The following is a 23,780-nucleotide window of genomic DNA, read 5'->3' on the forward strand; positions in this document are numbered from 1 at the left end:
AAATCCGGCCGCCATGCCCCGTCCACTACAACACTGCCCCGTGCCCAGGAGATCTCCATGGAAGCCCTCAAGGAAACGCAGCTCTACTGCCCCTTTGCCTATATCGACGGCAGCTGGGTCGCCGCCGACAGCGGTGAACAGATCCAGGTGGTCAATCCGGCCACCGGCCAGCCCATGGGGGATGTGCCGCGCCTGGGGCGTGCCGAGACCGAGCGCGCCATCGACGCCGCCCATGCCGCCCTGCCGGCCTGGAAGGGGCTGACCGCCCAGGAGCGTGCCGACATCCTGATGAAGTGGCACGACCTGATGCTCGAGCACCAGGACGACCTGGCCATGATCATGACCTTCGAGCAGGGCAAGCCGCTCAAGGAGGCCGCCGGCGAGATCGCCTATGCGGCGAGCTTCCTGCGCTGGTTCGCCGAGGAGGCGCGGCGCGTCTACGGCGAGACCATTCCCGCCGCCAAGGCCAACCAGCGCATCCTGGTCACCAAGCAGCCGGTGGGCGTGGTGGGCGCCATCACGCCCTGGAACTTCCCCTCGGCGATGATCACCCGCAAGGCGGGCGCGGCGCTGGCCGCCGGCTGCACCATCGTCATCAAGCCGGCCAGCCAGACCCCCTTCTCGGCCACCGCTCTGGCCCTGCTGGCCGAGCGCGCCGGCGTTCCCCGCGGCGTCTTCAACGTGGTACCGGGGCGCGCCGGCGAGATCGCCGCGGCCATGACCGAGTCGCCCCTGGTGCGCAAGATCACCTTCACCGGCTCCACCGAGGTGGGCCGCGAGCTGATGGCCAAGGCGGCTCGGCATGTCCAGAAGATCTCCCTGGAGCTGGGCGGCAATGCGCCCTTCATCGTCTTCGAGGATGCCGACCTGGATGCCGCCGTGGAGGGGGCCATGGCCGCCAAGTTCCGCAACGCCGGCCAGACCTGCGTCTGCACCAACCGCTTCCTGGTGCAGTCCAGCGTGGTCAACGCCTTCTGCGAGAAGCTGGCCGTGGCCATGCACAGCGAGCTCAGGGTGGGGGACGGCACCGAGGCGGGGATCAATATCGGCCCGCTGATCGATGACAAGGCGGTGGCCAAGGTGAGCGAGCACATCCAGGACGCCGTGGACAAGGGCGCCGAGCTGCTGATGGGCGGCCATCCCCACCCGCTGGGGGGCAACTTCTTCACCCCGACCCTGATCAGCTTCGCCAACGAGCGCATGAAGGTGGCCAAGGAGGAGACCTTCGGGCCCCTGGCCGCGGTCTTCCCCTTCGACGACGAGGAGACCGCTGTGGAGATGGCCAACGACACCGAGTATGGCCTCGCCGCCTACTTCTACTCCCGGGACCTGGGCCGCGTCTGGCGCGTCGCCGACGCCCTGGAGTACGGCATGGTGGGCATCAATACCGGGCTGATCTCCAACGCCGCCGCCCCCTTCGGCGGGGTCAAGGCCTCGGGCCTCGGCCGCGAGGGCGGCCACCAGGGGCTCGAAGAGTTCCTGGAGACCAAGTATCTCTGCATGGATCTGGGCTGAGCCCGCTCGAGCTATCGCATCCACAACAGGGCCGGCATTCGCCGGCCCTGTTGTATCCGAAAAGTGATACTATAGTATCACTGTCAATCTGGTTCAGGGGGAAACCATGAAAGTTGAGCTGGTGACGAACCTCAAGCGCCAAGCCACGAAAATTCTGGCGGATCTGCATGCGTCAAAGGAGCCAGTACTGATCACGGAGCATGGTCAGCCCTCCGCCTATCTGGTTGATGTCGGTGATTACGAGTTCATGCAGCGCCGGCTTGAGCTGCTTGAAGGGCTCTCAAGGGGGGAGCGTGCTGTTCTTGAAGAGAGAACGTATCGCCAGAGTGAAGCCAGGGAGAAAATGGGCAAATGGCTGAAGTAACCTGGACGGAGCCCGCCCTTCAGGAGCTGGATGCCATTGCTGAGTACATTGCGTTGGATAATCCAGCGGCGGCACGTCAGCTGGTCGAGGAGGTTTTCAACAAAACTGAACGTTTGGAAGAGTTTCCACAGTCCGGACGGATTCCCCCCGAACTCCCCAATTCCATCTACAGGGAAGTGGTGGTGCCGCCCTGTCGCATTTTTTACCGTGAAGATGAACGCCGTGTTCTTATCCTCTATGTTATGAGGGTGGAGCGGCAGCTTCGAATTTCCATGTTGGAAAACGGCTAACCACGGGCGGAATAAGGATGCCATGCCTCCGCTTCGCTGCGTCAAAGCAATCGGTGTGCTGGTACATTAATTGGTGAAGATATGGAATCGGTCATTCAAGAAGAGATCTCCGGCTGCGGTATTGCTGCGAGCGCTGCTCTTGCCGGCGTTACCTATGCCGAGGCCAGGGAGAAAGCCAACATTCTCGGCATCCATGCCGAAGATACAGCGCTGTGGTCGGACACCGGGTATGTCCGGAAGCTTCTGGGGGAATTCGGTATTTCAGTGGATGCCGGGGAGACGCCTTTCGAGTCTTGGGAGAGTCTTCCGGATAGGGCGCTTCTGGCCATCAAATGGCGCATGGTGAGAGGCCAGCCCTTCTGGCACTGGGTGGTGTTTGTCCGAGAGGGTGGCGAGGCAAGGGTGCTAGATTCCAAAAAGGCATTGAAGTCCAATATCCGCCGGGATTTCGGGCGCATCAGGCCCAAGTGGTATATTGAAGTAAAGAGTGAATAAAGCCCCGCTTGTCGTCGGCGGCTGCCGGGCTTTACTGTCGGCTGACGGCAAGATTGATGCCGAGAGTTACCAGGAGGCCACCTCCAAGGCGTCGTGTGAGGTTACCGGCAGCACGAGAGCTCTTGAGTACCCGAGCCACCTTATCAGCAAGCAGAACACAGAGAATGTCGGCACTCGAGAAGATGAGGTTGACGATAGTGCCCAGCAAGAGGAGCTGAGCCCAGATGGGCAGGGCGCCCGCGGTATCGATGAACTGTGGCAGAAAGGCGAGAAAGAACAGCGCCGTCTTGGGATTGAGAACCTCTACAATGATGCTTTCCCAGAAGGGGCGGCGGGTCGATGCCATGTCGATATCGGCCACTGACGTCGTCAGGCGCTCTTGCGATAGCAAGAGCCTGATGCCGAGCCAGATCAGATACCCGGCTCCGAGCAGTTTCACCAGGGCGTAAAGTGTTGGGATGGCCTGGAACAGGGCCGCCAGGCCGAGCGCTGCAGCGACGACGTGGGCATAGCCACCGATGTGGATGCCGAGTGCCGCCATCCATCCGGAGTGCCGTCCCCGGGCGATGGTCTGTGCCGCGGTATAGAGCATGGCGGGTCCGGGCATGTAGGCGAAGAGTATCGCCGCGCTGAAGAAGGCAATCAGCAGTTCGTAGGATGGCAGCATGATGATCTCCTCGGATCTGTTGAGTATTGCGTGCCATGGGTGACGGGGTCAACGGAGAACGGTGCGGGACCCAGCGCGCCGGCGGGGGCGGTGCGCTGGGTGACTCATTGCTGGAGACTCAGTGGCGGAAATGCCGCATGCCGGTGAAGACCATGGCGATGCCCGCCTCGTTGGCGGCGTCGATCACCTCCTGGTCGCGCATGGAGCCGCCGGGCTGGATCACCGCGGCGATGCCGGCGGCGGCGGCGTCGATGCCGTCCCGGAAGGGGAAGAAGGCATCACTGGCCATCACCGAGCCGGGCACCGAGAGCCCCTCGTCGGCGGCCTTGATGCCGGCGATCTTCGCCGAGTAGACGCGGCTCATCTGGCCGGCGCCCACGCCGATGGTCTGGCCGTCCTTGGCGTAGACGATGGCGTTGGACTTGACGTACTTGGCCACCTTCCAGGCGAAGGCCAGGTCGCGCAGCTCCTGCTCGGTGGGCACCCGCTCGGTGACCACGGTGAGCTCGTCGCGGCCGACCATGCCGAGGTCGCGATCCTGGACCAGCAGGCCGCCGGTGACGCGCTTGAAGTCGTGGGCGTGCTCGCGCTCGCCGGGCCAGTGGGCGCCGACGTCGAGCAGGCGCACGTTCTGCTTCTCGGCGACGATGGGCAGGGCGTCCTCGGCGACCCCGGGGGCGATGATCACCTCGACGAACTGGCGGTCGATGATGGCCCGGGCTGTCTCGGCGTCAAGCGGCACGTTGAAGGCGATGATGCCGCCAAAGGCGCTGGTGGGGTCGGTGGCGAAGGCCTTGTCGTAGGCCTCGAGCGCGGTGGCGCCCACCGCCACGCCGCAGGGGTTGGCGTGCTTGACGATCACACAGGCGGTGTCGGTGAAGGCCTTGACGCACTCGAAGGCGGCATCGGTATCGGCGACGTTGTTGAAGGAGAGCGCCTTGCCCTGCAGCTGGGTGGCGGTGGCCACGCTGGCCTCGCTGGCCCCGGTCTCGACGTAGAAGGCGGCGTTCTGGTGGGGGTTCTCGCCGTAGCGCATGGCCTGCTTCTTCTCGAACTGCAGGTTGTAGGTGCGCGGGAAGCCATCCTCGCCGCCGGGCACTCGCTGGCCGAGGTAGTTGGCGATGGCGGCGTCGTAGCCGGCGGTGTGCTCGAAGGCCTTCACGGCCAGGTCGAAGCGGGTGGCGTCACTCACCGCGCCGTCCTGGGCGGCGATCTCGCCCAGCACCCGGGCATAGTCGCCGGCGTCCACCACGATGGTGGTATGGGCGTGGTTCTTGGCGCAGGCGCGCACCATGGTGGGGCCGCCGATGTCGATGTTCTCGATGGCGTCCTCAAGGGTGCAGTCCGGCTTCGCCACGGTCTGGGCGAAGGGGTAGAGGTTGACCACCACCATGTCGATGGGGGCGATGTCGTGCTCGGCCATCACCGCATCGTCCTGGCCGCGGCGGCCGAGGATGCCGCCGTGGATCTTCGGGTGCAGGGTCTTGACGCGACCGTCCATAATCTCGGGGAAGCCGGTGTGCTCGGACACCTCGGTGACGGCGATGCCGTTCTCCTGGAGCAGGCGGAAGGTGCCGCCGGTGGAGAGCAGCTCGACGCCGCGCTCGGACAGGCCGCGGGCGAAGTCGACGATGCCGGTCTTGTCCGAGACGCTGATCAGGGCGCGGCGAACCGGAGTGGGAGAGGCTTTGGCCATGGGGGTCACTCTCTGCTGACGGGTGGGACGAACAATCGGGGCGGCATGGGCATGGGCATGACATGCCGAAGGGAGCCGGCGGCTCCCTTCGTGAATGGGTCAGATCAGGTCGTACTGCTTGAGCTTCTTGCGCAGGGTGCCGCGGTTGAGGCCGAGCATCTCGGCGGCGCGGGTCTGGTTGCCCTGGGTGTGGTCGAGCACGGCGGCCAGCAGCGGGGCCTCCACCTCGGCCATTACCATGGCGTAGAGCCCGGTGACCTCGCCACCGTCCAGGTGGGCGAAGTAGCGGCGCATGGCGAGGTCCACCGCCTCGCGCAGCGGGCGCTGGCCGACGGACTCGTCGAGCGCCTGGGGGCGTTGGCCCTCCAGCCCGTTGAGTTCCTGGCCATGTCCAGACAGCTCGGGGTTCGGGGGAAAGGCTTGGCTGGTCATGCGGCTCGTGTTCCTTTCGACGTCATGCCCTCCCGCTTGGGCGCGGCGGCCTCGAGGGGGGCGTGACGAAAGCAGTCGTCGATGAAGCGATGCTGGGCGGCGGCGCTCTGAAGGCCGTTGAAGGTGGCCTTGTGCTCGCGCTGTCTCTCCGCCGTGAGGCGGGTGTCGCCGGCCAGGTACCAGCCGACGTGTTTGCGCGCGATGCGCACGCCCATGTGCTCGCCGTAAAAGTCGTGAAGGGCCTTGAGATGATCGCGCAGCACCGCGGCGCGCTCCTCGTCGGTCGGGGGCGCCAGGCGCTCCCCGTGGCGGAGGTAGTGGTCGATCTCGCGAAAAATCCAGGGGTTGCCTTGGGCGCCGCGACCCACCATCACCGCATCCGCCCCAGTATAGTCGAGGACGGCGGCGGCCTTCTCCGGCGAGTCGATATCGCCGTTGGCGAAGACGGGAATGCCCACCGCTGCCTTGATCTCGGCGATGGTGTCGTACTCGGCCTGGCCGGTGAAGCGCTGCTGGCGGTGGCGGCCATGCACGGAGAGGGCCTGGATACCGGCGGCCTCGGCCAGCCGTGCGATGCGCACCCCGTTGTTGCTCTCGGCGCACCAGCCGGTGCGGATCTTGAGGGTCACCGGCACCCGTACCGCCGCCACCACCGTCTCGAGGATCTCGGCCACCAGCGCCTCGTCGCGCAGCAGCGCGGAGCCGGCGGCCTTGTTGCACACCTTCTTGGCCGGGCAGCCCATGTTGATGTCGATGATCTCGGCGCCCATCTCGGCATTCAGCCGTGCCGCCTCGGCGAGCATCTCGGCATCACCGCTGGCGATCTGCACGGCGCGGGGGCCGGGCTCACCGCGGTGGTTCATGCGCAGGCGCGATTTGCGGGTGTGCCACAGGCTCGGATCCGAGGTGACCATCTCGCCCACCACCAGCCCCGCGCCCAGCCGCCGGCAGAGCTGGCGGAAGGGGCGATCGGTGACGCCGGCCATCGGCGCCAGGATCAGCCGGTTGGGCAGGGCGTGGTCACCGATGCGGGGCAGGGGCGAGCGGGTGTCGGGCATGGTGTCGGACGGTAATGGCATGAGGGGGCATATCATACGCCCCCGGTCGGATGGGGTGAAGTGGCGAAGGGTCGCGTCTAGCGCGCCCGTCGCCCGGTAAGCCGCACCCAGCCGTCGCTGGTGACCGGCTCGTCCATGGCCAGGCCCTGGGCGCGATAGGCTTCGAGGACCTCCTCGGCCTGGCCCGCGAGGATGCCGGAGAGCGCCAGGCGCCCCCCGGGGGCGACGTGGCCGGCGATCATCGGCGCCAGCGCCACCAGCGGGCCGGCGAGGATATTGGCCACCACGATGGGGAAGCGCTCGGCGTCGTCGAGCTGTTCGGGGTAGCAGAGCCGGAAGCGGCCCTCGGCGATGGCGTTGCGCTCGGCGTTGTCGCGGCTGGCCTGCAGCGCCTGGGGGTCGATATCGGTGCCGATGGCGCTGGCCGCGCCGAGCCTGAGTGCGGCGATGGCCAGTATCCCCGAGCCGGTGCCGATGTCCAGGACCGCCTGGCCGTGGAGGGCGTCGGCCACCGCCAGGCCGTCGAGCCAGGCCAGGCAGAGCGCCGTGGTGGGGTGGGTGCCGGTGCCGAAGGCGAGCCCCGGGTCCAGGTGCAGGTTGACGGCGCCGGGCTCCGGCGGTTCGTGCCAGCTCGGTACGATCCACAGCCGCTCGCCCATCTGCATGGGCTGGAAGTCGTCCATCCACTCCCGCTCCCAGTCGCGGTCGGCCAGCAGTTCCACCTCGATCTCGGGGCAGGGCTCCTCGGGGAGCTCGGCGGCCCAGGCCTGGCGCACCCGATCGAGCATGGCCTCGACGCCCTCCAGGTCGTCGTAGAGGCCGGTGAGCACCGTCTCGTTCCACAGCGGGGTGCTGCCGCGCTCGGGCTCGAAGACGGGGTCGTCGTGGGCATCCTGCAGAGTGATGGCGGTAGCGCCCTCGTTGAGCAGCAGCTCCTCGAGGGTCTCGGCCTGCTCGGGGGGGATATGGGCCTTGAGTTGCAGCCAGGGCATGGCGGTGTTCCGTGATGTGTGAAGGAGAGGGGCAACGCAAGCGGGGCGGCCGAGGCCGCCCCGCGGAAGTCGCCGGGGAGCGTCACAGCCCCAGCTTCTTCTCCAGGTAGTGGATATTGACCCCGCCCTGCTGGAAGTAGCCGTCGCGGACCAGCTCCTTGTGCAGGTCGGTGTTGGTCTTGATGCCCTCCACCAGCAGCTCGTCCAGGGCGACCCGCATGCGGGTCAGCGCGGTCTCGCGGTCGGCCCCCCAGGTGATCAGCTTGCCGATCAGGGAGTCGTAGTGGGGCGGTACCGTGTAGCCGGTATAGACGTGGGAGTCCATGCGCACCCCGAGGCCACCCGGCGGGTGGTAGAGGGTCACCTTGCCGGGGGAGGGCATGAAGGTGCGGGCATCCTCGGCGTTGATGCGGCACTCGAAGGCGTGGCCCGAGAGCTTGACCTCCTCCTGGGTGATCGACAGCGGCAGGCCGGAGGCGATGCGCAGCTGCTCGCGGACGATATCCACACCGGTCACCATCTCGGTGACGGGGTGTTCGACCTGCACCCGGGTGTTCATCTCGATGAAGAAGAACTGGCCGTCCTCGTAGAGGAACTCGAAGGTGCCGGCGCCACGGTAGCCGATGGTGATGCACGCCTGGCGACACGCCTCGAGCACCTCGGCGCGGGCCTTCGGGTCGAGCATGGGGGCCGGGGCCTCCTCGATCACCTTCTGGTGGCGGCGCTGCAGGGAGCAGTCGCGGTCATAGAGGTGAATGGCATTGCCCTGGCCGTCGGCCAGCACCTGCACCTCCACGTGGCGAGGGTTCTCGAGGAACTTCTCCATGTAGACGGTGCCGTCGCCGAAGGCCGCGTGGGCTTCGGTGCGGGTCACGGTCACCGCGGAGAGCAGGTGGGCCTCGGTGTGCACCACGCGCATGCCGCGACCACCGCCGCCGGCGGCCGCCTTGATGATCACCGGGTAGCCGATGCGCCGGGCGATGGCGACGATCTCGCCCTCATCATCCTCCGGCAGCGGGCCGTCGGAGCCCGGCACCGTGGGCACGCCGGCCTTCTTCATCGATTCGATAGCGCTGACCTTGTCGCCCATCAGGCGGATGGTCTCCGCCCGCGGGCCGATGAAGGCGAAGCCGGAGCGCTCGACCTGCTCGGCGAAGTTGGCGTTCTCGGAGAGGAAGCCGTAGCCGGGGTGGATAGCGCTGGAATCGGTGACCTCCGCGGCACTGATCAGTGCCGGGATGTTGAGATAGGAGAGGGCCGAGGCGGCCGGGCCGATGCAGACGGCCTCGTCGGCCAGGCGCACGTGCATCAGCTCGCGGTCGGCCTTGGAGTGGACCGCCACCGTCTTGATGCCCAGCTCCTTGCAGGCGCGCAGGATGCGCAGGGCGATCTCGCCGCGATTGGCGATGAGTACCTTGTCCAGCATGATGAATCCGCCAGTGTCAGGTGAATGAAGAGGCGCGGCGACGTCAGCTGAGCACGATCAGCGGCTGGTCGAACTCCACCGGCTCGCCGTCATCGACCAGGATCGCCTCGACCACGCCGTCGCGGTCGGCCTCGATCTGGTTCATCATCTTCATGGCCTCGACGATGCAGACGGTGTCGCCCTTCTTGACGCTCGAGCCCACCTCGATAAAGGGCTTGCTGCCCGGGGCCGGGCTGCGATAGAAGGTGCCCACCATGGGCGAGGTGATGGCCTGGCCCCGGTAGCCGGGGCCCTCATCGGCCTCGGCCTCGGCCGGGGCGGGGGCCGCCGCCTGGGCCTGGGGGGCGGGCTGCGCCGGCGCGGCATAGCTCTGGGGCATGACGGGCTGCCAGCTCGCGCCATTGGGATGGCGGCTGATGCGCACCGACTCCTCACCCTCCTGGATCTCGATTTCGCTGATGTTGGACTCTTCGAGCAGCTCGATCAGCTTCTTGACCTTGCGGATATCCATGACGTTGTCCCGATCGCTTGGGTGCAGTGAATGAGGGCTGGCCCGGTGGCGCTGTCAACCTGGGCCAACTTGCCATAGATCGCGGCAAGATGGCGTCTCTTACCGCTCTAATGGCCGTGAAAAAGGAATGACGCCGGAGTTTGCCGAAAATCCACGGGGATGTCCAGTCGCGGGGAGAACGCCGTTCGAAGCGCGGATTTAAACGACTGTTTGACGACGTTCGCGACCGAGCCGCGGCCTGCCGGGTCAGCTCGTCTGGCCGTTCAGCCAGTCGAGCACCCCCTCGAGATGGGTGGCCAGCCCCGGGGCGCGCATCTCGCCCTGGATGCGCGCCTCGCGCAGCTCCTCCTCGCCGTGGAAGAAGAGCAGGCTGGGCGGCCCGAACAGGCCGAAGTGGTCGAGCAGCTCGCGGGTGGCGCTGCCCGAGTCGGTTACGTCCACGTTGATGCGGGCGAAGGCCGACAGCGGCTCGGCGACCCGGGGGTCGGGATAGACCTGGCGCTCCATCTGCTTGCAGGAGATGCACCAGTCGGCGGTGAAGTGCACGAAGGCCGGGCGGCCGTCGTTCACCGAGGCGAGCGCCCGCTGCAGGTCGTCGAGGCCCGTCACGGTGGTGACCTCGGCGGGCTCCACCGCCGCCGCGCCGCCGCCACCGCCCAGGGTGGCCAGGGGGCGCAGCGGGTCATGGGCGCCGCTGGCGGCGCCCAGCACCAGGGCCAGGCCCCAGGCCATCAGCAGCAGGCCGGCGGCCTGGCGCACCCGGGGCCAGCCCTGGGGCAGGTTGACCGACATGGCACCCAGCGCCAGGGCGCTGCCGATGGCCAGGCCCGCCCACAGCAGCAGTGCCACCGCCGAGGGCAGCAGGCGCTCCACCAGCCAGATGGCCACGCCCAGCAGCAGGATGCCGAAGGCGATCTTGACGCCGTTCATCCAGGCGCCGCTGCGGGGCAGCAGGGTGGTGCCGAAGGTGCCTACCAGCAGCAGGGGCACCCCCATGCCGAGCCCCAGGGCGAGCAGCGCCAGCCCGCCCATCATGGCGTCGCCGGTGGTGGAGATGAACACCAGGGCGCCGGCCAGGGGGGCGGAGACGCAGGGGGAGACCACCAGCACCGACAGCGCCCCGGCCAGGGCCAGCCCGGCGGGGCCGCTCTGCTGGGCGCGGGCCTGCCAGGCGTCGATGCGCCCGGAGAGCCGAGGCGAGGTGCGCAGCTCGAAGGCGCCGAACATGGCCAGGGCGAAGAGGGCGAAGAGCACCGCGAAGGTGATCAGCACCGGGGCGGACTGCAGGCGGGCCTGGAGGTTGAGGCCGGCGCCGAACAGGCCCATCAGCACCCCCACGGCGGCGTAGGTGAGCGCCATGCCGGCCACGTAGCTGGCGGAGAGCACGAAGGCCCGGGGGCGGCCGGGGTTCTGGCCGACGATGATCGAGGAGAGGATCGGCACCATGGGCAGCACGCAGGGGGTGAAGGTCAGCCCCAGGCCGGCCAGGAAGAAGAGCCCCAGGGCCAGCGGCAGGCTGGCATCCGCCATCAGGCGCTGGAAGCGTCCGTCATCGCTCTGGGGGGCGGCAGGGGCCGCGCCGGTGGCGCTGTCACCCGAGCCGGAGCCTTCGCCGCCGCTGCCCGGGGCGCTGCCGTTGCCGCCCACCAGGGCGGCGAAGGCCGCCGGGGCGGCGCGCTCCGGCGCCTCCAGGGAGACCCGCTCCGGGGGGTAGCAGAGGCCGGCATCGGCACAGCCCTGGAAGGTAAAGGTGAGCGGGAAGGGGCCGCTGACCCCCTCCTCGAGGGGCACCTCGAGCAGCATAGTCTCGCGGAAGACGTAGACGTCGCCCATGAACTCGTCGCTGGTGAACTCGCCCTGGGGGATCTCGGGGTCGCCCAGGCTCACGGCGTCGGAGGTCACCGCCAGCTGGTGGCGATAGAGGTAGTGCTCGGGGGTGACCTCGACCCCCACGTAGAGGGTCTCGCCGTCGTGCCAGGCCTGGGGCTGGAATGCCTCCAGCACCGGCAGGAACGGCTGGGAGCTTGAGGAGGAGAACCACTGGGCCTGGGCCGCCAGGGGCAGCAGCATCAGGAGGAGCGTCAGGGCGAGGCGTCGTGCAGCGATCAAGAGGGCGTTCCTTTCCTGGCGGATGGTGTCGGGACGGGGCTCGGCCATCAGACCGGCGGGCGGCGGGGCGGTTCCCCCGTCGGCTGCGGCTTGCGCCGGAGCCCCGCTGTGAGTGCTAGGATAACCCAGTAGACACGGTGCGTTGACCGTGTCGCGTCCGTTATCGTTGCGCCTGATTGTCGCATTGTCGCGGGCTCTCGTTCATTAGCCAGGAATTACCGAGATGGGCTTGAAAAGCTGGCGCGCCGCACGGCGCCGCAGGAAGGAGGAGGCGCTGGAGCGCCCCCGCTACGGATGGATCTGGAAGCCGCTGGTGGCCCTGCTGGGGCTCTACCTGCTGGTCAGCGTGGCACTGGGCATCTGGTGGAGCCAGCCGCCAACCGCCTTCGACGTGGAGCAGGCGACCCTGGAGCGCCGCGGCGAGGCCGCCTATGCGCCCGGCGCCAGAGGGACGGTGAGCGTGGCGACCCTGGCCGAGAGCGTTGCCACCCTGCTGGAGAAGCCCGGCGGCTACCTGCGCAACGATATCGCCCCGCCGGGGGTCTGGCTCGACAATATGCCCAACTGGGAGCTCGGCGTGCTGGAGGAGTCGCGGCGCCTTGCCCTGGCCCTGCCGCAGATGGCCGGCGGCGACTCGGCGGCGCTCGTCGAGGCCCGGGAGGCGCTGCTGGGCGATGATCGCGACTGGCTCCACCCCTCCACCGAGCGCCGCCTGGAGGAGGCGGTGGCCGCCCTGGAGCGCAAGCTCGCCACCCTCGATGACCCGGAGGCGGGCTTCTCGCCCGGCGCCGGCCTGGGAGAGTGGCTGGCAGCGGTGGCCGAGGGGCTCGACGGCCTGGCCCTGCGGCTGGCGGCCAGCGTCGGCGGGCACGAGGCGCTGACCGAGCTCGCCGTGGATACCGCGTCGCTGCCGCCGCCCACGCCCTGGTATCGGGTCGACGACATCTTCTTCGAGGCCCGGGGCAGCGGCTGGGCTCTGGCGCAGCTGCTGGAGGGCGTGCAGCGGGATCAGGCTGACGTGCTGGAGACGGCGGGTGCCCGGGGCGAGTGGGAGCGCCTGCTGGCCGAGCTGGAGATGACCCAGCGGCGGCTGTGGAGCCCGGTGGTGCTCAACGGCTCAGGTTTCGGGCTCTTCGCCAATCACTCCCTGGTGATGGCGCTGCACATGACGCGGGCGCGGGATCTCGCCGCCCAGCTGGCCGAGCGCCTGGCCGAGCCGCCGGCGTCCCTGGCCGCGCCGGCAGAGGTCGCCGAGACGCCGCCCACCGAGACGCTGCCCGAGGAGAGCGAGGAGGCGGAGCCCGTCGAGCCGCCGGTGGTGGAGGTGGAGCGCTTCGAGGAGGAGGTCGTCGAGCCGCCCCGCGAGGGGCTGGCCGCGCCGGAAGAGTGAGCCGCTCGCGCCCCTGAATGCAGCAGGGCCGCCCTATCGGGCGGCCCTGCTGGGTCTGGCCGGGTGCCAGTTGGAAGGATCAGGCCTTCTCGTAGGCGGCCACGGCCTTCTCGATGGCCTTGCGGGCGGCCTCGGCGCCTTCCCAGGACTCCACCTTGACCCACTTGCCTTTCTCGAGATCCTTGTAGTTCTCGAAGAAGTGGGCGATCTGCTGGCGCAGCAGCTCGGGCAGGTCGGTCACTTCCTGGACCTCATCGTAGAGGCTGGAGAGCTTGGCGTGGGGCACGCAGACCAGCTTGGCGTCCTCGCCGGCCTCGTCGGTCATGTTGAGCACGCCCACCGGGCGGGCGCGGATGATGGCGCCGGGCTGAACCGGGTAGGGGGTGACCACCAGGGCGTCCAGCGCATCGCCGTCGTCGGCGAGAGTGTGCGGGATGAAACCGTAGTTGGCCGGGTAGAACATCGGGGTGGCCATGAAGCGGTCGACCAGCAGGGCGCCCATGTCCTTGTCGATCTCGTACTTGATTGGCGCATGGTTGGCCGGGATCTCGATCGCCACGTAGACGTCGTTAGGGAGGTCCTTGCCGGCAGGGATGTTGTCGAAGTTCATCGTCGCTTCCTTGGGTTGGAGATCAGCCTGGTCAATCGCTGAGCGAAAAATCCGCGAAATTATACGGAGCGAGCACCGGGATTACCAATGCGACATAGGTGCCGAGCTTGTCCGGGGAGGCAGCGGCCTGGGTCGATGCTGCTTAGGTTGACACCACGCGGGGGCGCCGGGAGTGTATCATGGGCGCCGGCGGGGTTCGCCGGCTGCCGATCCGGGCGGCGCGGGTCCCTTGGGAAGATCGACTCGGCGCTCAAGGAGAAGCCTCTTGGGATCTGCGCAGCTGTCATTGAGTTACGGCCAGGCCTACGTGGCGCCGGATCGGCGCCATCACCGCAGCTCCATGTCGGTGTGCTTTCCGCAGCCCGGGCAGCTCAATGCCAAGGGCGCCTGCGCGGTGATCAGCGACTCCATCCGGCGCAACTCCATGGCCAAGCAGGCCGGCGACCTCAGCGTGCGCGGCTTCCTGGCCGATTACTACTCCACCCCCGACCACTGGGACGTCAAGACCTCGGCGACCCGGGTGCTGCGCGCCCTCAACGGCTGGTGCTACAGCCAGAGCCAGTGCGTGGCCGAGGGCAGCTATGTCTCCTCGCTGTCGGCCATGGTCTATCGTGGCCGCACCGCCCACCTGTTCCACCTGGGCGATACCCTGGTGTTTCGCCTGCGCGGCGCCGAGTTCGAACAGCTCAGCCGCGACCATGTCACCGACCTCGGCGGCTATCGCTACCCTTCCCGGGCGCTGGGCATGGATAACAGCATCGATATCGACTACGCCCAGTTTCCCATCAAGCAGGGCGACATCTTCCTGTTCACCACCCAGGCGGTGCTGGGCACCCTGATGCCCTCTGAGTATGTGCAGCTGATCCGCCAGGATGTCAGCGACCTCAACGCCGCCTGCGACCGGCTGGCCGAGGCAGCGGTGCAGCGGGCCCAGGCCCGCGGCTATGGCGCCGAGCAGTTCTGCTTCCAGCTGGTCCGCATCGACGAGCTGCCCGACGAGCAGCCCGACCACCCCGGTCGCGCCTATGGCGAGCTGCCGATTCCGCCGGAGCTCGCGCCGGGGGATCGCCTGGACGGCCTGCAGGTCGAGGCGGTGCTCTCGCGCACCGCCCAGTCGCGGGTCTATCGGGTGCGGGACGTGCACACCGAGCGGGAGATGGTGATGAAGGCGCCGAGCCCGGAGCTCTCCCACCGCAACGCCTACCTGGAGCACTTCCTGCTGCAGCAGTGGGTGGTGGAGCGGGTCAAGTCACCCTTCGTGGTGAGGATCATGGAGTCCTCCCGGCCGCGCCGCTACCTCTATTACCTGATGGCCTACGTGGAGGGCGAGACCCTCACCGAGTGGGCCAGGCGGCACCCCCAGGCGAGCCTGGTGCAGCGCCTGGACATCGCCAATCAGCTCGGCAAGGCGATCCAGGCGCTGCATCACCGCGACATCCTGCACCAGCAGATCTATCCGGGGAACGTGCTGATCGACGCCCACGGCCAGGTGGTGCTCACCGACTTCAGCGCCTGTCGGGCCCGGGAGGGAGGGGGGCATCGCGATGCCCGGGAGCTGCTGCGTCAGGTAGGTCTGACCGAGCACAGCGCCCCCGAGTACGCCCTGGATGATTCGGTGGGCCGGCGCAGCGACCAGTACTCCTATGCGTCCACCGTCTACTGGCTGCTGACCGGCGAGCTGCCCTACGCGCTCACGCCTAACCGGCTGCGCAGCCACACCGACCTCGAACAGCTGGCCTACCGCAGCGCGCGCACCCGCAACCCCGAGGTGCCGCCGGCCCTGGACGAGGCGCTGCGCCGCGCCCTGGACCCCCAGCGCTCACTACGCTTTCGGCGCATGTCGGAGTTCCGCCGCGCGCTGCGCCAGCCCCTCGCCACCGAGCCGCATGGCGCCGCTCCCCGCGCCCGGCCGCGGCTGTTTCGGGACCCCGGCCACTTCTGGCAGGGCGTGGCCGGCATCCTGCTGCTGCTGCTGATTCTCTCCTGGCTGCTGCGATAGGCGCTTTTGGCGCTTGAGCTCTTGCTAGAGCTTGAGCTCAGGCTAGAGCTTAAACTCCGGCAGCTTGCGCTCGACTCGGTGCAGCGCCAGCTTGGCCACCTTGGGCAGGCCGTTCTCAAAGGGCGGGAAGTCCTCGCCTTGGATCAGCGGCAACAGGTACTGGCGGCACGCCTCGGTGATGCCGAAGCCATCCTCGCGGATGTACTCGCGGGGCATGAACTTCTCGCGGTTGGCGACCTCGGCCAGCGGGGCCGGCTCGATGGTCCAGCGGTAGGGGGTGTCGGAGACGCGCTTGATGGCCGGCATCATGGCGTTCTTGCCGGCGATCGCCAGCTCCACTGCCTTCTCGCCCACCGCGTAGGCCTGCTCCACGTCGGTCTTCGAGGCCAGGTGGCGGGCGGCGCGCTGCAGGTAGTCGGCCACTGCCCAGTGGTACTTGTAGCCCAGGTCCTGCTTGACCATGCCGGCAAGCGTGGGGGCCACGCCGCCGAGCTGGCGGTGGCCGAAGGCGTCAGTGTTGCCGGAGTCGGCCAGGAAGGTGCCGTCCTCGTAGCGGGCCCCCTCGGAGACCACGATTACGCAGTAGCCGTACTTCTTGACCGCCTCGTCGACCCTGGCCATGACCGCGGAGCGATCGAAGGCCACCTCGGGGAAGATCACCAGGTGGGGCGGCTCGCCTTCGCCGTTGCCGGCAAGCGCGCCGGCGGCGGCGATCCAGCCGGCGTGGCGGCCCATCACCTCGAGCACGAACACCTTGGTGGAGGTGGCGCACATGGAGGCGATATCCAGAGAGGCCTCCAGGGTGGAGGTGGCGATGTACTTGGCCACGCTGCCGAAGCCCGGGGAGTTGTCGGTGATCGGCAGATCGTTGTCCACGGTCTTGGGCACGTGGATGGCGGTGAGCGGGTAGCCGAGCTTCTCGGAGAGCTGGGAGACCTTGAGGCAGGTGTCGGCGCTGTCGCCGCCGCCGTTGTAGAAGAAGTAGCGGATATCGTGGGCGCGGAACACCTCGATCAGCCGTTCGTACTGGGCGCGGTGGCTCTCGATGTCCTTGAGCTTGTAGCGGCAGGAGCCGAAGGCGCCGCCCGGGGTGTGGCGCAGCGCGGCGATCGTCTCGTCGGACTCCCGGCTCACGTCGATCAGGTCTTCGGTGAGGGCGCCGATGATGCCGTTGTGGCCGGCATAGACCTTGCCGATCTGGTCCGGGTGGCGGCGGCAGGCCTCGATCACGCCGCAGGCGCTGGCATTGATCACGGCGGTGACGCCGCCGGACTGGGCGTAGAAGGCATTGTGGGCCATGGGGCTATCCTGCTCCTGGTCGCTGCTGGTCGGGGATGGGGGACAAAAGTCGGAGGATTCTAGCCGAAAGCGGCCGAGGCTGCATCCGGGGCCGGTCGCCGGAACAGCCTTGAGCGGTGCTGCCATCTGCGATAGCCCTGGCCGGGCGCTGGAGGGGCTCCCGGCGCCATGCTAGTCTCGCCACACCCTGCCGCGGTGGGATGCCGCGGCGCACGTCGGTAGTCAGGAGAGCGCATGCACGTCCATATCCTCGGTATCTGCGGCACCTTCATGGGCAGCCTGGCGCTGCTGGCCCGGGAGCTTGGCCATACGGTCAGCGGCTCGGATGCGGGGGTCTATCCGCCCATGAGCACCCAGCTCGAGGAGGCGGGCATCGCCCTTTGCGAGGGCTATGCCCCGGCCAACCTCGAGCCGTGCCCCGATCTGGTGGTGATCGGCAACGCGCTCTCACGGGGCAATCCCGAGGTGGAAGCGGTGCTCGACCTCGGCCTGCCCTATGTCTCCGGCCCCCAGTGGCTGGCCCAGCAGGTGCTGCCCGGGCGGCGGGTGATCGCGGTGGCCGGCACCCACGGCAAGACCACCACGGCGAGTCTCGTCGCCTGGCTGCTGGAGTCCGCGGGCCAGGCCCCCGGCTTCCTGATCGGCGGGGTGCCGCGCAACTTCGGCGTCTCCGCGCGCCTCGGGGCCCCGGGCGCCCCCTTCGTGGTGGAGGCCGACGAGTACGACACCGCCTTCTTCGACAAGCGCTCCAAGTTCGTCCACTACCGCCCCGAGATCGCGGTGCTGGGCAACCTCGAGTTCGACCATGCGGATATCTTCGAGGACCTCGCCGCCATCGAGCGGCAGTTCCACCATCTGGTGCGCACCGTCCCGGGCCGCGGGCGGCTGCTAGTGGCCGATGGCGAGCCGGCGCTCGACCGCGTGCTGGCCATGGGCGCCTGGACGCCGGTCGCTCGCTTCGGCCGGGACGCCGCGAGCGCCTGGCGCTACGAGCTCGAACGGGAGGACGCCTCGCGCTTCCGGGTGATCCATCAGCAGGGGGAGGGCGATGACAGGGTCGACGAGGATGCCGTGGTGGACTGGCCGCTGACCGGGGCCTACAACGCCCGCAACGCCCTGGCGGCGCTGGCCGCCGCCCACGCCTGCGGGGTCGATCTGGCCCGGGGCGCGGCGGCGCTGTCGCGCTTCGAGACCCCGCGGCGGCGCCAGGAGCTGCGCGGCGAGGTGGCCGGCATCCAGGTGATTGACGACTTCGCCCACCACCCCACCGCCATCGCCGCGACCCTCGCCGGCCTGCGCGCCGCCACCGCCCGCGGGCGGCTGCTGGCGGTCATCGAGCCGCGCTCCAATACCATGCGCCTGGGCAGCCTGCGCGACCGCCTGGCCGAGTGTGTGGCCGCCGCGGACATCGCCTACTGGTTCCAGCCGGCGGGGCTCGACTGGTCGCTCGCCCCGGTGATCGCGGCGAGCCCGGTGCCTGGGCATCTGGAGCAGGACCTCGACGCCCTGGTGGCGGCGCTGGTGGCCGAGGCGCGCCCCTATGACCGCATCGTGGTGATGTCCAACGGTGGCTTCGGCGGTATCCATGAGCGACTGCAGGTCGCCCTGGAGGAGGCCCATGGCTGAGCGGAGTCGCGAGAGGCCGGTGTCCCCCTTCGGCCCGCCGGTGACGGTGGCGCTCACCGGTGCCTCGGGGGCCCAGTACGGCCTGCGCCTGATCGAGGCCCTGGTGGCCGCCGAGCGCGAGGTGTGGGTGATGATCTCCAAGGCGGCGCATCTGGTGATCGCCACCGAGACCGATGTCGAGCTGCCGGCGCGCCCCGAGCGTCTGGCCGAGGCGCTGGTTGCGCGCAGCGGGGCGCGAGCGGGCCAGATCCGCTGCTTCGGGCGCGAGGACTGGATGGCGCCGGTGGCCTCGGGGTCCGGGGCGCCATCCTCCATGGTGATCTGCCCCTGTTCCACCGGCACCCTCTCGGCGGTGGCCACGGGGGCCAGCAACAACCTGATCGAGCGCGCCGCCGATGTGGCCCTCAAGGAGCGTCGCCAGCTGGTGCTGGTGCTGCGCGAGACGCCGCTCTCGGCCATCCATCTGGAGCACATGCTGAACCTCACCCGGCTGGGGGCGGTGGTGCTGCCCGCGGCCCCGGGCTTCTACCACCAGCCCGCCACCATCGATGACCTGGTCGATTTCATCGTCGCCCGCATCCTCAACCAGCTCGGCATCGAGCATCGCCTGATGCCCCGCTGGGGCGAGCCCTAGACCGGCGGCAGCCAGGCGATGCGTGCCGCCACCAGCGCCAGCGAGCCGATGCCGAGCCAGGCCCAGGGGCAGGGGGCCAGCGGGGCCCGCGGCCTGGCCTGCCAGGCGAGCTGGACCAGCGCGCAGACGACCAGACCCAGCAGGGCGCCGCCCACCAGGTCGCTGAACCAGTGCACGCCAATCACCAGTCGCGACAGCGCCATGATCACGGCGAACAGGATGGCGCCCCAGTAGACCCAGTGGCGCTGGCGGTGGGGCAGCTCCCGGGCGATGAAGGCCGCGGCGAGCCCGGCCAGCACCACCGCCGTGGAGCTGTGGGCGCTGGGGTAGGCCATGGAGCCGGTCAGGTAGTCGGGCGTGCCCGGGCGCGGGCGGTCGAAGAAGGCCTTGCCCCAGGTGTTGAGCAGGGCGATCAGGCCGAGCCCGCCACCGATATGGGCGAAGGCGTCGAGGCGCCGCCGCCACAGCAGCCAGCCCCCCCAGGGCAGCACCAGGGCGAGCACGCCATAGGTGTCGCCCACCCGCGCCAAGGCCTGGCTTGCCGTCTCCAGCCACGGGGTCGCCAGATAGCCGAAGAGGGCGTGCAGGCGCGCATCCATCACCAGCGGGCCATCGGCGCCGTGCTGCATCACCATCAGCGTCCAGCCCGAGACGCCTCCCAGCGACAGGATCAGCAGCAGCCAGCTGGCCAGGGGCAGCTCGCCGCGCCCGGTGGCGCTACCGGCCAGCCACAGGCGCCGCATCACCGGGTGGCGGCGGGCACCCAGGGCCAGCAGCCGATAGAGTCGCCCGCTGCGGCTGACCTGCTGGCGCAGCCAGGAAAACACCACCGCCAGGGCCACCAGCAGGATGGCCAGGGCGACCAGGGCCGCCTGCATTTCCGGCGGCACGTCGAAGAGCTGCTGCCAGGTGCGTCCCAGCAGGTAGCCGGGGAGCACATAGGCGGGCGCCCAGAGCAGCGCCGAGGCGAGGTTGGCCCAGGAGAAGGCCCGGGGCGACATCCGCAGCATGCCGGCGATCAGCGGCACCACCGGGCGTACAGGGCCGACGAAGCGGCCGAAGAACACCGACAGGGTGCCGTAGCGCTGGAAGAAGCGTGCCCCCCGAGCGATCCATTCGGGGTGGCGCGACAGCGGCCAGAGCCGGGTCACTCGGGCGTGCTGGGTATAGCCGAGCCAGAAGCTGATCCAGTCGCCGACCACGGCGCCAACGAAGGCCGCCAGGATGATGGCCGGCAGCGCCAGCTCCTGGTGGCCGGCCAGGGAGGCGGCCGCGGTGATCAGCACCACGCCGGGCACCAGCAGGCCGATCAGCGCCAGCGACTCCACCAGGGCGATGGCGGCGATGATCAGCAGCAGGAGCGTAGGCGAGGGCGTCAGCTGATAGAGGGCATCGGCAAGGTTCAAGGGGGACTCCGTGTCGGGGGCGGTCAGGATGTGGCGTTGCGCTGGGTCGTGGCCTGGAGGCGCTGGAGAAAGGCATCGGCCTCCTCCCCCTGGCGCAGGCAGCAGACGGTCAGGCGCGTCTCCAGCTGGCCGGTATCCAGCAGGATTCGACGCGCCAGCGCCTCCTCCAGGCGCTGGCGCACGAGCAGGGCGCCGCTCTCGCTGGTGTCGGGGAGCAGCAGCCAGAAGTCGGCATCGCCCTCGCGGCCCAGCAGGTCGTGGTCCCGGCTGCAGCGGGCCACGGTGTCGCAGAGCGCCTTGAGCAGGGCCCGGTGCGCGCCGCTGCCGAACTGCTCCCTGGCCATCTCCAGCTGGGGCAGGTGAATCAGCAGCACCGCCAGGCGCTGGTCCAGCAGGGCGGCGCGCTCGCACTCGCTGTGCAGGCGGTCATGCATGGCGCTGGGGCGCATGGCGTCGCACTCCTCATCCATGGGGTCGGTGGCCTGGAGCAGGGCGCGCTGGTGCAGGATCTCCCAGGGCGCCAGGCCGGCGACCACCACCAGGGCCAGGTAGCCCAGCGCCAGGTCGGGGGTCAGCCAGGCATCGGCCAGCAGCAGCCAGACCGGGGCCAGGGTGAGGTTGAGCAGCATGGCCGACCCCAGCGGCAGCAGCAGCAGGGTCAGCACCGGGGGCAGGCCCAGCCAGAAGGGAGTCAGCGAGGAGGGGCCCGGCAGCTCCATGGCCACCAGCAGATAGCCGGCCACCAGGACCAGGTAGGCCGAGAGCCGCGCGGTCTCGGGCTGGCCCAGGCGCATCAGGGCGGCGGTGATCAGCAGCGGGGCGAGCAGCGCGGGTAGCAGGATGCGGTCGTAGTCGCCGACCAGGTAGAACCAGGCCGCCTGGACGACCAGCAGCAGGGCGGCGAGGGCATAGAGGCCGGCGTGAAGCCGGGTGTGCTGCAGCTCAGCCATGATCCACCTCGCGCGCCGGGCCCGTTGCCTCCGTCTGGCGCTCCAGCGCCCGGCACTCGTCGGCCAGCGAGACGATCCGCGAGAGCGGTGTGGCGCGCAGCCGCTGGATGGGCCCCAGCGCGGCCAGCAGTTCGGCGCGCCGGTGTTCGGCCTGCTCGGCATCCGGAGAGAGCAGCAGGGCGGCCAGGGCGCGGCCATCGAGCCGATAGCAGTGCTCGAAGCTGCGGGTCAGGGTGCACAGCCGCTGAGCCTGGTGCCAGAAGCGTCTGCGCCCCGTGCGCAGCAGCACGAGCTCGCCATGCACCTCGTCGCGGCGGATCCGGGCGCGTTCCCGGGGCAGGTCGCGGCCCAGCTGGGCGCGCGGCCAGAGGCGCAGGCCGGGCGCCAGGTGGGCGCGGCGGCGGGCGATGCCGCGCAGCGGCGCCAGGTCGCGGGAGCGGGAGAGCCCGAGCAGCAGCAGCGCCGCCAGCACCGCGCCGGAGAAGGCCGCCTGCTCCGGCGGCATGGCGTGGGCCAGCCAGCCCCAGGAGAGTGCGGCCAGCAGCAGGTTGAGGATGGACATCCAGGCCGGCTGGGGCAGCATGACCAGGGCCGCCCAGGCCCACAGCCAGATCGGAAAGCGTTCGGGGGCGGTGAGCAGCAGGGCGGTGAGCAGCAGGCTGGGCAGCAGCTGCCAGGGCACCAGGGGGGGGCGGCGATGGCTGAACTCCACCAGCACGGCCGAGACGGCCAGCCAGCCGGCGGCCATCCACAGCAGCAGGGCCTCGGTGAGGTTCGCCGAAGCCGGGGCCATCAGCGCCGGCAGCAGGGCCGCCAGCAGCAGGTTGAGGCGCAGCAGGCCGACTTTGTACTTGCTCTGCATGGTGGCTTACTATGGCTCCCTTTCCCGAATTCGCGCGGCCAGGCTGCGCCAGTATAACGTCGTGGCCGCTCCCTCTGGCCACGCCCACAGGAGACCTCTTTCGGCATGTCAGCACAAGTCATCTCCACCGACGAGGCGATCCGGGACGTCGAGACCTACATGGCCGGGCTCGGCCAGGCGGCCCGCCAGGCCGCGGCCGCCATGCGTCGCGCCTCCAGCGGCGCCAAGAACGCCGCCCTGCTGGCCATCGCGGCGCGCCTCGAGGCGCAGCGCACGGCGATCGCCGCGGCCAACGCCGAGGACATGGCCCGCGGCCGGGACGGCGGGCTCGACGCCGCGCTGCTCGACCGCCTGGAGCTCACGGCGCCGCGCATCGACGCCATGATCGAGGGGCTCCACCAGGTGGCGGCGCTGCCCGACCCCGTCGGCGAGATCGACGGCCTGCGCTACCGGCCGAGCGGGATCCAGGTGGGGCAGATGCGCGTGCCGCTGGGAGTGATCGGCATCATCTACGAGTCGCGGCCCAACGTCACCGTCGAGGCGGCGAGCCTGTGCCTCAAGTCCGGCAATGCGGCGATCCTGCGCGGCGGCAGCGAGGCGCGCGCCTCCAATGCCGCCATCGCCGCCTGCATCCGCGATGGCCTGGCCGATGCCGGGCTCCCCGAGGGCGCCGTGCAGGTGGTGGCCACCACCGACCGCGCCGCCGTGGGTCGCCTGATCGCCATGCCCGAGTATGTCGACGTGATCATTCCCCGCGGCGGCAAGTCGCTGATCGAGCGGATCTCCCGCGAGGCCCGGGTGCCGGTGATCAAGCACCTGGACGGCGTCTGCCACGTCTACGTGGATGCCACTGCGGATCTCGACAAGGCCTTCGCCATCGCCGTCAACGCCAAGACCCACCGCTACGGCACCTGCAACACCATGGAGACCCTGCTGGTGGACGCGCCGGTGGCCGAGCACCTGCTGCCCCGGCTGGCCGCGGCCTACGCCGAGCACGGCGTAGAGCTGCGCGGCTGCGAGCGCACCCGGGCGATCCTGTCCGAGGCCGCCGCCGCCAGCGAAGCGGACTGGGGCACGGAGTACCTGGCGCCGGTGCTGGCGGTGCGCGTGGTGGAGGGCATCGAGGCCGCCATCGAGCACATCGAGCGCCACGGCTCCCACCATACCGACGCCATCGTCACCGACGACTACGGCCTGGCGCGGCGCTTCCTGGCCGAGGTGGACTCGAGCTCGGTGATGGTCAACGCCTCCACCCGCTTCGCCGACGGCTTCGAGTATGGCCTGGGCGCCGAGATCGGCATCTCCACCGACAAGCTCCACGCCCGCGGGCCGGTGGGCCTCGAGGGGCTGACCACCCGCAAGTACGTGGTGCTGGGCGACGGCCAGATCCGCCAGTGAGCCAGGGCGTGCACCTGCCGCTGCCGGCGGGGGAGGCCGACCCGCCGCGCG

Annotated in this window: 22 protein-coding genes; 9 read left to right on the forward strand and 13 right to left on the reverse strand. The window is 69.4% G+C overall.

The features are described 5' to 3' along the window. Positions 1-57: 57 nt before the first annotated feature. The 4 genes from DER72_RS09240 (at position 58) to DER72_RS09255 (ending at position 2,664) form a co-directional block, all read left to right on the forward strand. Positions 58-1,515 (forward strand): NAD-dependent succinate-semialdehyde dehydrogenase, encoded by a 1,458-nt coding sequence (locus DER72_RS09240; RefSeq protein WP_110069704.1) that lies wholly within the window; start codon positions 58-60, stop codon positions 1,513-1,515. Between the two features lie 106 nt (positions 1,516-1,621). After that, positions 1,622-1,879, forward strand: a complete 258-nt coding sequence (locus tag DER72_RS09245) for a type II toxin-antitoxin system Phd/YefM family antitoxin (protein WP_110069705.1) — start codon at positions 1,622-1,624, stop codon at positions 1,877-1,879. After that, positions 1,867-2,169 (forward strand): type II toxin-antitoxin system RelE/ParE family toxin, encoded by a 303-nt coding sequence (locus DER72_RS09250; protein ID WP_110069759.1) that lies wholly within the window; start codon positions 1,867-1,869, stop codon positions 2,167-2,169. Before DER72_RS09245 ends, DER72_RS09250 begins: the two co-directional genes overlap by 13 nt. A gap of 81 nt (positions 2,170-2,250) precedes the next feature. Beyond that, the gene (locus DER72_RS09255) at positions 2,251-2,664 is read left to right on the forward strand and encodes a hypothetical protein (protein WP_110069706.1); all 414 of its coding nucleotides are present in this window, start codon (positions 2,251-2,253) and stop codon (positions 2,662-2,664) included. 31 nt (positions 2,665-2,695) lie between these two features. Here DER72_RS09255 and DER72_RS09260 read toward each other — a convergent pair whose 3' ends face one another. From DER72_RS09260 to dsbD, 8 genes are all read right to left on the reverse strand, one after another. Continuing rightward, the gene (locus tag DER72_RS09260) at positions 2,696-3,331 is read right to left on the reverse strand and encodes a LysE family translocator (RefSeq protein ID WP_219983256.1); all 636 of its coding nucleotides are present in this window, start codon (positions 3,329-3,331) and stop codon (positions 2,696-2,698) included. A gap of 118 nt (positions 3,332-3,449) precedes the next feature. Further along, a complete protein-coding gene (purH, locus tag DER72_RS09265) occupies positions 3,450-5,027 on the reverse strand; it encodes a bifunctional phosphoribosylaminoimidazolecarboxamide formyltransferase/IMP cyclohydrolase (RefSeq protein WP_110069707.1) in 1,578 nt (525 codons plus the stop codon). Between the two features lie 99 nt (positions 5,028-5,126). After that, complete coding sequence (fis, locus tag DER72_RS09270) at positions 5,127-5,459, reverse strand: DNA-binding transcriptional regulator Fis (protein WP_110069708.1); 333 nt, start codon at positions 5,457-5,459, stop codon at positions 5,127-5,129. Further along, positions 5,456-6,517 carry a tRNA dihydrouridine synthase DusB gene (dusB, locus tag DER72_RS09275; RefSeq protein WP_110069709.1) on the reverse strand — a complete coding sequence of 354 codons (1,062 nt, stop codon included), beginning with the start codon at positions 6,515-6,517 and terminating at the stop codon, positions 5,456-5,458. The genes fis and dusB overlap by 4 nt, the downstream gene beginning before the upstream one ends. Before the next feature lie 77 nt (positions 6,518-6,594). After that, the gene (prmA, locus tag DER72_RS09280) at positions 6,595-7,509 is read right to left on the reverse strand and encodes a 50S ribosomal protein L11 methyltransferase (protein ID WP_110069710.1); all 915 of its coding nucleotides are present in this window, start codon (positions 7,507-7,509) and stop codon (positions 6,595-6,597) included. Between the two features lie 82 nt (positions 7,510-7,591). Continuing rightward, the gene (gene accC / locus DER72_RS09285) at positions 7,592-8,935 is read right to left on the reverse strand and encodes an acetyl-CoA carboxylase biotin carboxylase subunit (RefSeq protein WP_110069711.1); all 1,344 of its coding nucleotides are present in this window, start codon (positions 8,933-8,935) and stop codon (positions 7,592-7,594) included. Between the two features lie 43 nt (positions 8,936-8,978). After that, a complete protein-coding gene (gene accB, locus DER72_RS09290) occupies positions 8,979-9,446 on the reverse strand; it encodes an acetyl-CoA carboxylase biotin carboxyl carrier protein (RefSeq protein WP_110069712.1) in 468 nt (155 codons plus the stop codon). Between the two features lie 246 nt (positions 9,447-9,692). Continuing rightward, positions 9,693-11,555, reverse strand: coding sequence for a protein-disulfide reductase DsbD (gene dsbD / locus DER72_RS09295; RefSeq protein ID WP_110069713.1), 1,863 nt, complete (start codon positions 11,553-11,555; stop codon positions 9,693-9,695). Between the two features lie 223 nt (positions 11,556-11,778). Here dsbD and DER72_RS09300 point away from each other — a divergent pair, with 223 nt between their 5' ends. Next, positions 11,779-12,945 (forward strand): DUF2333 family protein, encoded by a 1,167-nt coding sequence (locus DER72_RS09300; protein WP_146209043.1) that lies wholly within the window; start codon positions 11,779-11,781, stop codon positions 12,943-12,945. A 79-nt stretch (positions 12,946-13,024) separates the two neighbouring features. On the opposite strand, the gene ppa is transcribed toward DER72_RS09300, so the two are convergent. Then, on the reverse strand, positions 13,025-13,555 hold the full coding sequence (ppa, locus tag DER72_RS09310; protein ID WP_110069714.1) for an inorganic diphosphatase: 531 nt from the start codon (positions 13,553-13,555) through the stop codon (positions 13,025-13,027). 265 nt (positions 13,556-13,820) lie between these two features. On the opposite strand from ppa, the gene DER72_RS09315 reads away from it, so the two are divergent. Beyond that, a complete protein-coding gene (locus tag DER72_RS09315; RefSeq protein ID WP_110069715.1) occupies positions 13,821-15,554 on the forward strand; it encodes a bifunctional protein-serine/threonine kinase/phosphatase in 1,734 nt (577 codons plus the stop codon). A gap of 42 nt (positions 15,555-15,596) precedes the next feature. Here DER72_RS09315 and DER72_RS09320 read toward each other — a convergent pair whose 3' ends face one another. Then, positions 15,597-16,853, reverse strand: a complete 1,257-nt coding sequence (locus DER72_RS09320) for a 6-phosphofructokinase (RefSeq protein WP_110069716.1) — start codon at positions 16,851-16,853, stop codon at positions 15,597-15,599. A gap of 234 nt (positions 16,854-17,087) precedes the next feature. Between DER72_RS09320 and mpl the strand changes: the two genes are divergently transcribed. Together mpl and DER72_RS09330 are read left to right on the forward strand one after the other, a co-directional pair. After that, a complete protein-coding gene (gene mpl, locus DER72_RS09325; protein ID WP_110069717.1) occupies positions 17,088-18,479 on the forward strand; it encodes a UDP-N-acetylmuramate:L-alanyl-gamma-D-glutamyl-meso-diaminopimelate ligase in 1,392 nt (463 codons plus the stop codon). Next, on the forward strand, positions 18,472-19,113 hold the full coding sequence (locus tag DER72_RS09330) for a flavin prenyltransferase UbiX (protein ID WP_110069718.1): 642 nt from the start codon (positions 18,472-18,474) through the stop codon (positions 19,111-19,113). The genes mpl and DER72_RS09330 overlap by 8 nt, the downstream gene beginning before the upstream one ends. On the opposite strand, the gene DER72_RS09335 is transcribed toward DER72_RS09330, so the two are convergent. From DER72_RS09335 to DER72_RS09345, 3 genes are read right to left on the reverse strand one after another with little or no spacing between them, the layout of a single operon-like run. After that, complete coding sequence (locus DER72_RS09335; RefSeq protein WP_110069719.1) at positions 19,110-20,519, reverse strand: bifunctional DedA family/phosphatase PAP2 family protein; 1,410 nt, start codon at positions 20,517-20,519, stop codon at positions 19,110-19,112. The genes DER72_RS09330 and DER72_RS09335 overlap by 4 nt on opposite strands. A 23-nt stretch (positions 20,520-20,542) precedes the next feature. Beyond that, a complete protein-coding gene (locus tag DER72_RS09340) occupies positions 20,543-21,469 on the reverse strand; it encodes a diguanylate cyclase domain-containing protein (protein WP_110069720.1) in 927 nt (308 codons plus the stop codon). Continuing rightward, positions 21,462-22,331 (reverse strand): hypothetical protein, encoded by an 870-nt coding sequence (locus tag DER72_RS09345; protein ID WP_110069721.1) that lies wholly within the window; start codon positions 22,329-22,331, stop codon positions 21,462-21,464. Before DER72_RS09345 ends, DER72_RS09340 begins: the two co-directional genes overlap by 8 nt. 105 nt (positions 22,332-22,436) lie before the next feature. Between DER72_RS09345 and DER72_RS09350 the strand changes: the two genes are divergently transcribed. After that, the gene (locus tag DER72_RS09350) at positions 22,437-23,729 is read left to right on the forward strand and encodes a glutamate-5-semialdehyde dehydrogenase (RefSeq protein ID WP_110069722.1); all 1,293 of its coding nucleotides are present in this window, start codon (positions 22,437-22,439) and stop codon (positions 23,727-23,729) included. Positions 23,730-23,780 lie beyond the last annotated feature (51 nt).

The sequence above is a fragment of the Halomonas sp. A11-A genome, from assembly GCF_003182195.1.
GTDB lineage: Bacteria > Pseudomonadota > Gammaproteobacteria > Pseudomonadales > Halomonadaceae > Halomonas > Halomonas alkalicola.

Excerpts from the sequence above, each read along its gene's own strand:
- DER72_RS09240 (WP_110069704.1), top strand. The coding sequence starts at position 58 with ATGGAAGCCCTCAAGGAAACGCAGCTCTACTGCCCCTTTGCCTATATC.
- DER72_RS09245 (WP_110069705.1), top strand. The coding sequence starts at position 1,622 with ATGAAAGTTGAGCTGGTGACGAACCTCAAGCGCCAAGCCACGAAAATT.
- DER72_RS09250 (WP_110069759.1), top strand. The coding sequence starts at position 1,867 with ATGGCTGAAGTAACCTGGACGGAGCCCGCCCTTCAGGAGCTGGATGCC.
- DER72_RS09255 (WP_110069706.1), top strand. The coding sequence starts at position 2,251 with ATGGAATCGGTCATTCAAGAAGAGATCTCCGGCTGCGGTATTGCTGCG.
- DER72_RS09260 (WP_219983256.1), bottom strand. The coding sequence starts at position 3,331 with ATGCTGCCATCCTACGAACTGCTGATTGCCTTCTTCAGCGCGGCGATA.
- purH (WP_110069707.1), bottom strand. The coding sequence starts at position 5,027 with ATGGCCAAAGCCTCTCCCACTCCGGTTCGCCGCGCCCTGATCAGCGTC.
- fis (WP_110069708.1), bottom strand. The coding sequence starts at position 5,459 with ATGACCAGCCAAGCCTTTCCCCCGAACCCCGAGCTGTCTGGACATGGC.
- dusB (WP_110069709.1), bottom strand. The coding sequence starts at position 6,517 with ATGCCCGACACCCGCTCGCCCCTGCCCCGCATCGGTGACCACGCCCTG.
- prmA (WP_110069710.1), bottom strand. The coding sequence starts at position 7,509 with ATGCCCTGGCTGCAACTCAAGGCCCATATCCCCCCCGAGCAGGCCGAG.
- accC (WP_110069711.1), bottom strand. The coding sequence starts at position 8,935 with ATGCTGGACAAGGTACTCATCGCCAATCGCGGCGAGATCGCCCTGCGC.
- accB (WP_110069712.1), bottom strand. The coding sequence starts at position 9,446 with ATGGATATCCGCAAGGTCAAGAAGCTGATCGAGCTGCTCGAAGAGTCC.
- DER72_RS09300 (WP_146209043.1), top strand. The coding sequence starts at position 11,779 with ATGGGCTTGAAAAGCTGGCGCGCCGCACGGCGCCGCAGGAAGGAGGAG.
- ppa (WP_110069714.1), bottom strand. The coding sequence starts at position 13,555 with ATGAACTTCGACAACATCCCTGCCGGCAAGGACCTCCCTAACGACGTC.
- DER72_RS09320 (WP_110069716.1), bottom strand. The coding sequence starts at position 16,853 with ATGGCCCACAATGCCTTCTACGCCCAGTCCGGCGGCGTCACCGCCGTG.
- mpl (WP_110069717.1), top strand. The coding sequence starts at position 17,088 with ATGCACGTCCATATCCTCGGTATCTGCGGCACCTTCATGGGCAGCCTG.
- DER72_RS09330 (WP_110069718.1), top strand. The coding sequence starts at position 18,472 with ATGGCTGAGCGGAGTCGCGAGAGGCCGGTGTCCCCCTTCGGCCCGCCG.
- DER72_RS09340 (WP_110069720.1), bottom strand. The coding sequence starts at position 21,469 with ATGGCTGAGCTGCAGCACACCCGGCTTCACGCCGGCCTCTATGCCCTC.
- DER72_RS09345 (WP_110069721.1), bottom strand. The coding sequence starts at position 22,331 with ATGCAGAGCAAGTACAAAGTCGGCCTGCTGCGCCTCAACCTGCTGCTG.
- DER72_RS09350 (WP_110069722.1), top strand. The coding sequence starts at position 22,437 with ATGTCAGCACAAGTCATCTCCACCGACGAGGCGATCCGGGACGTCGAG.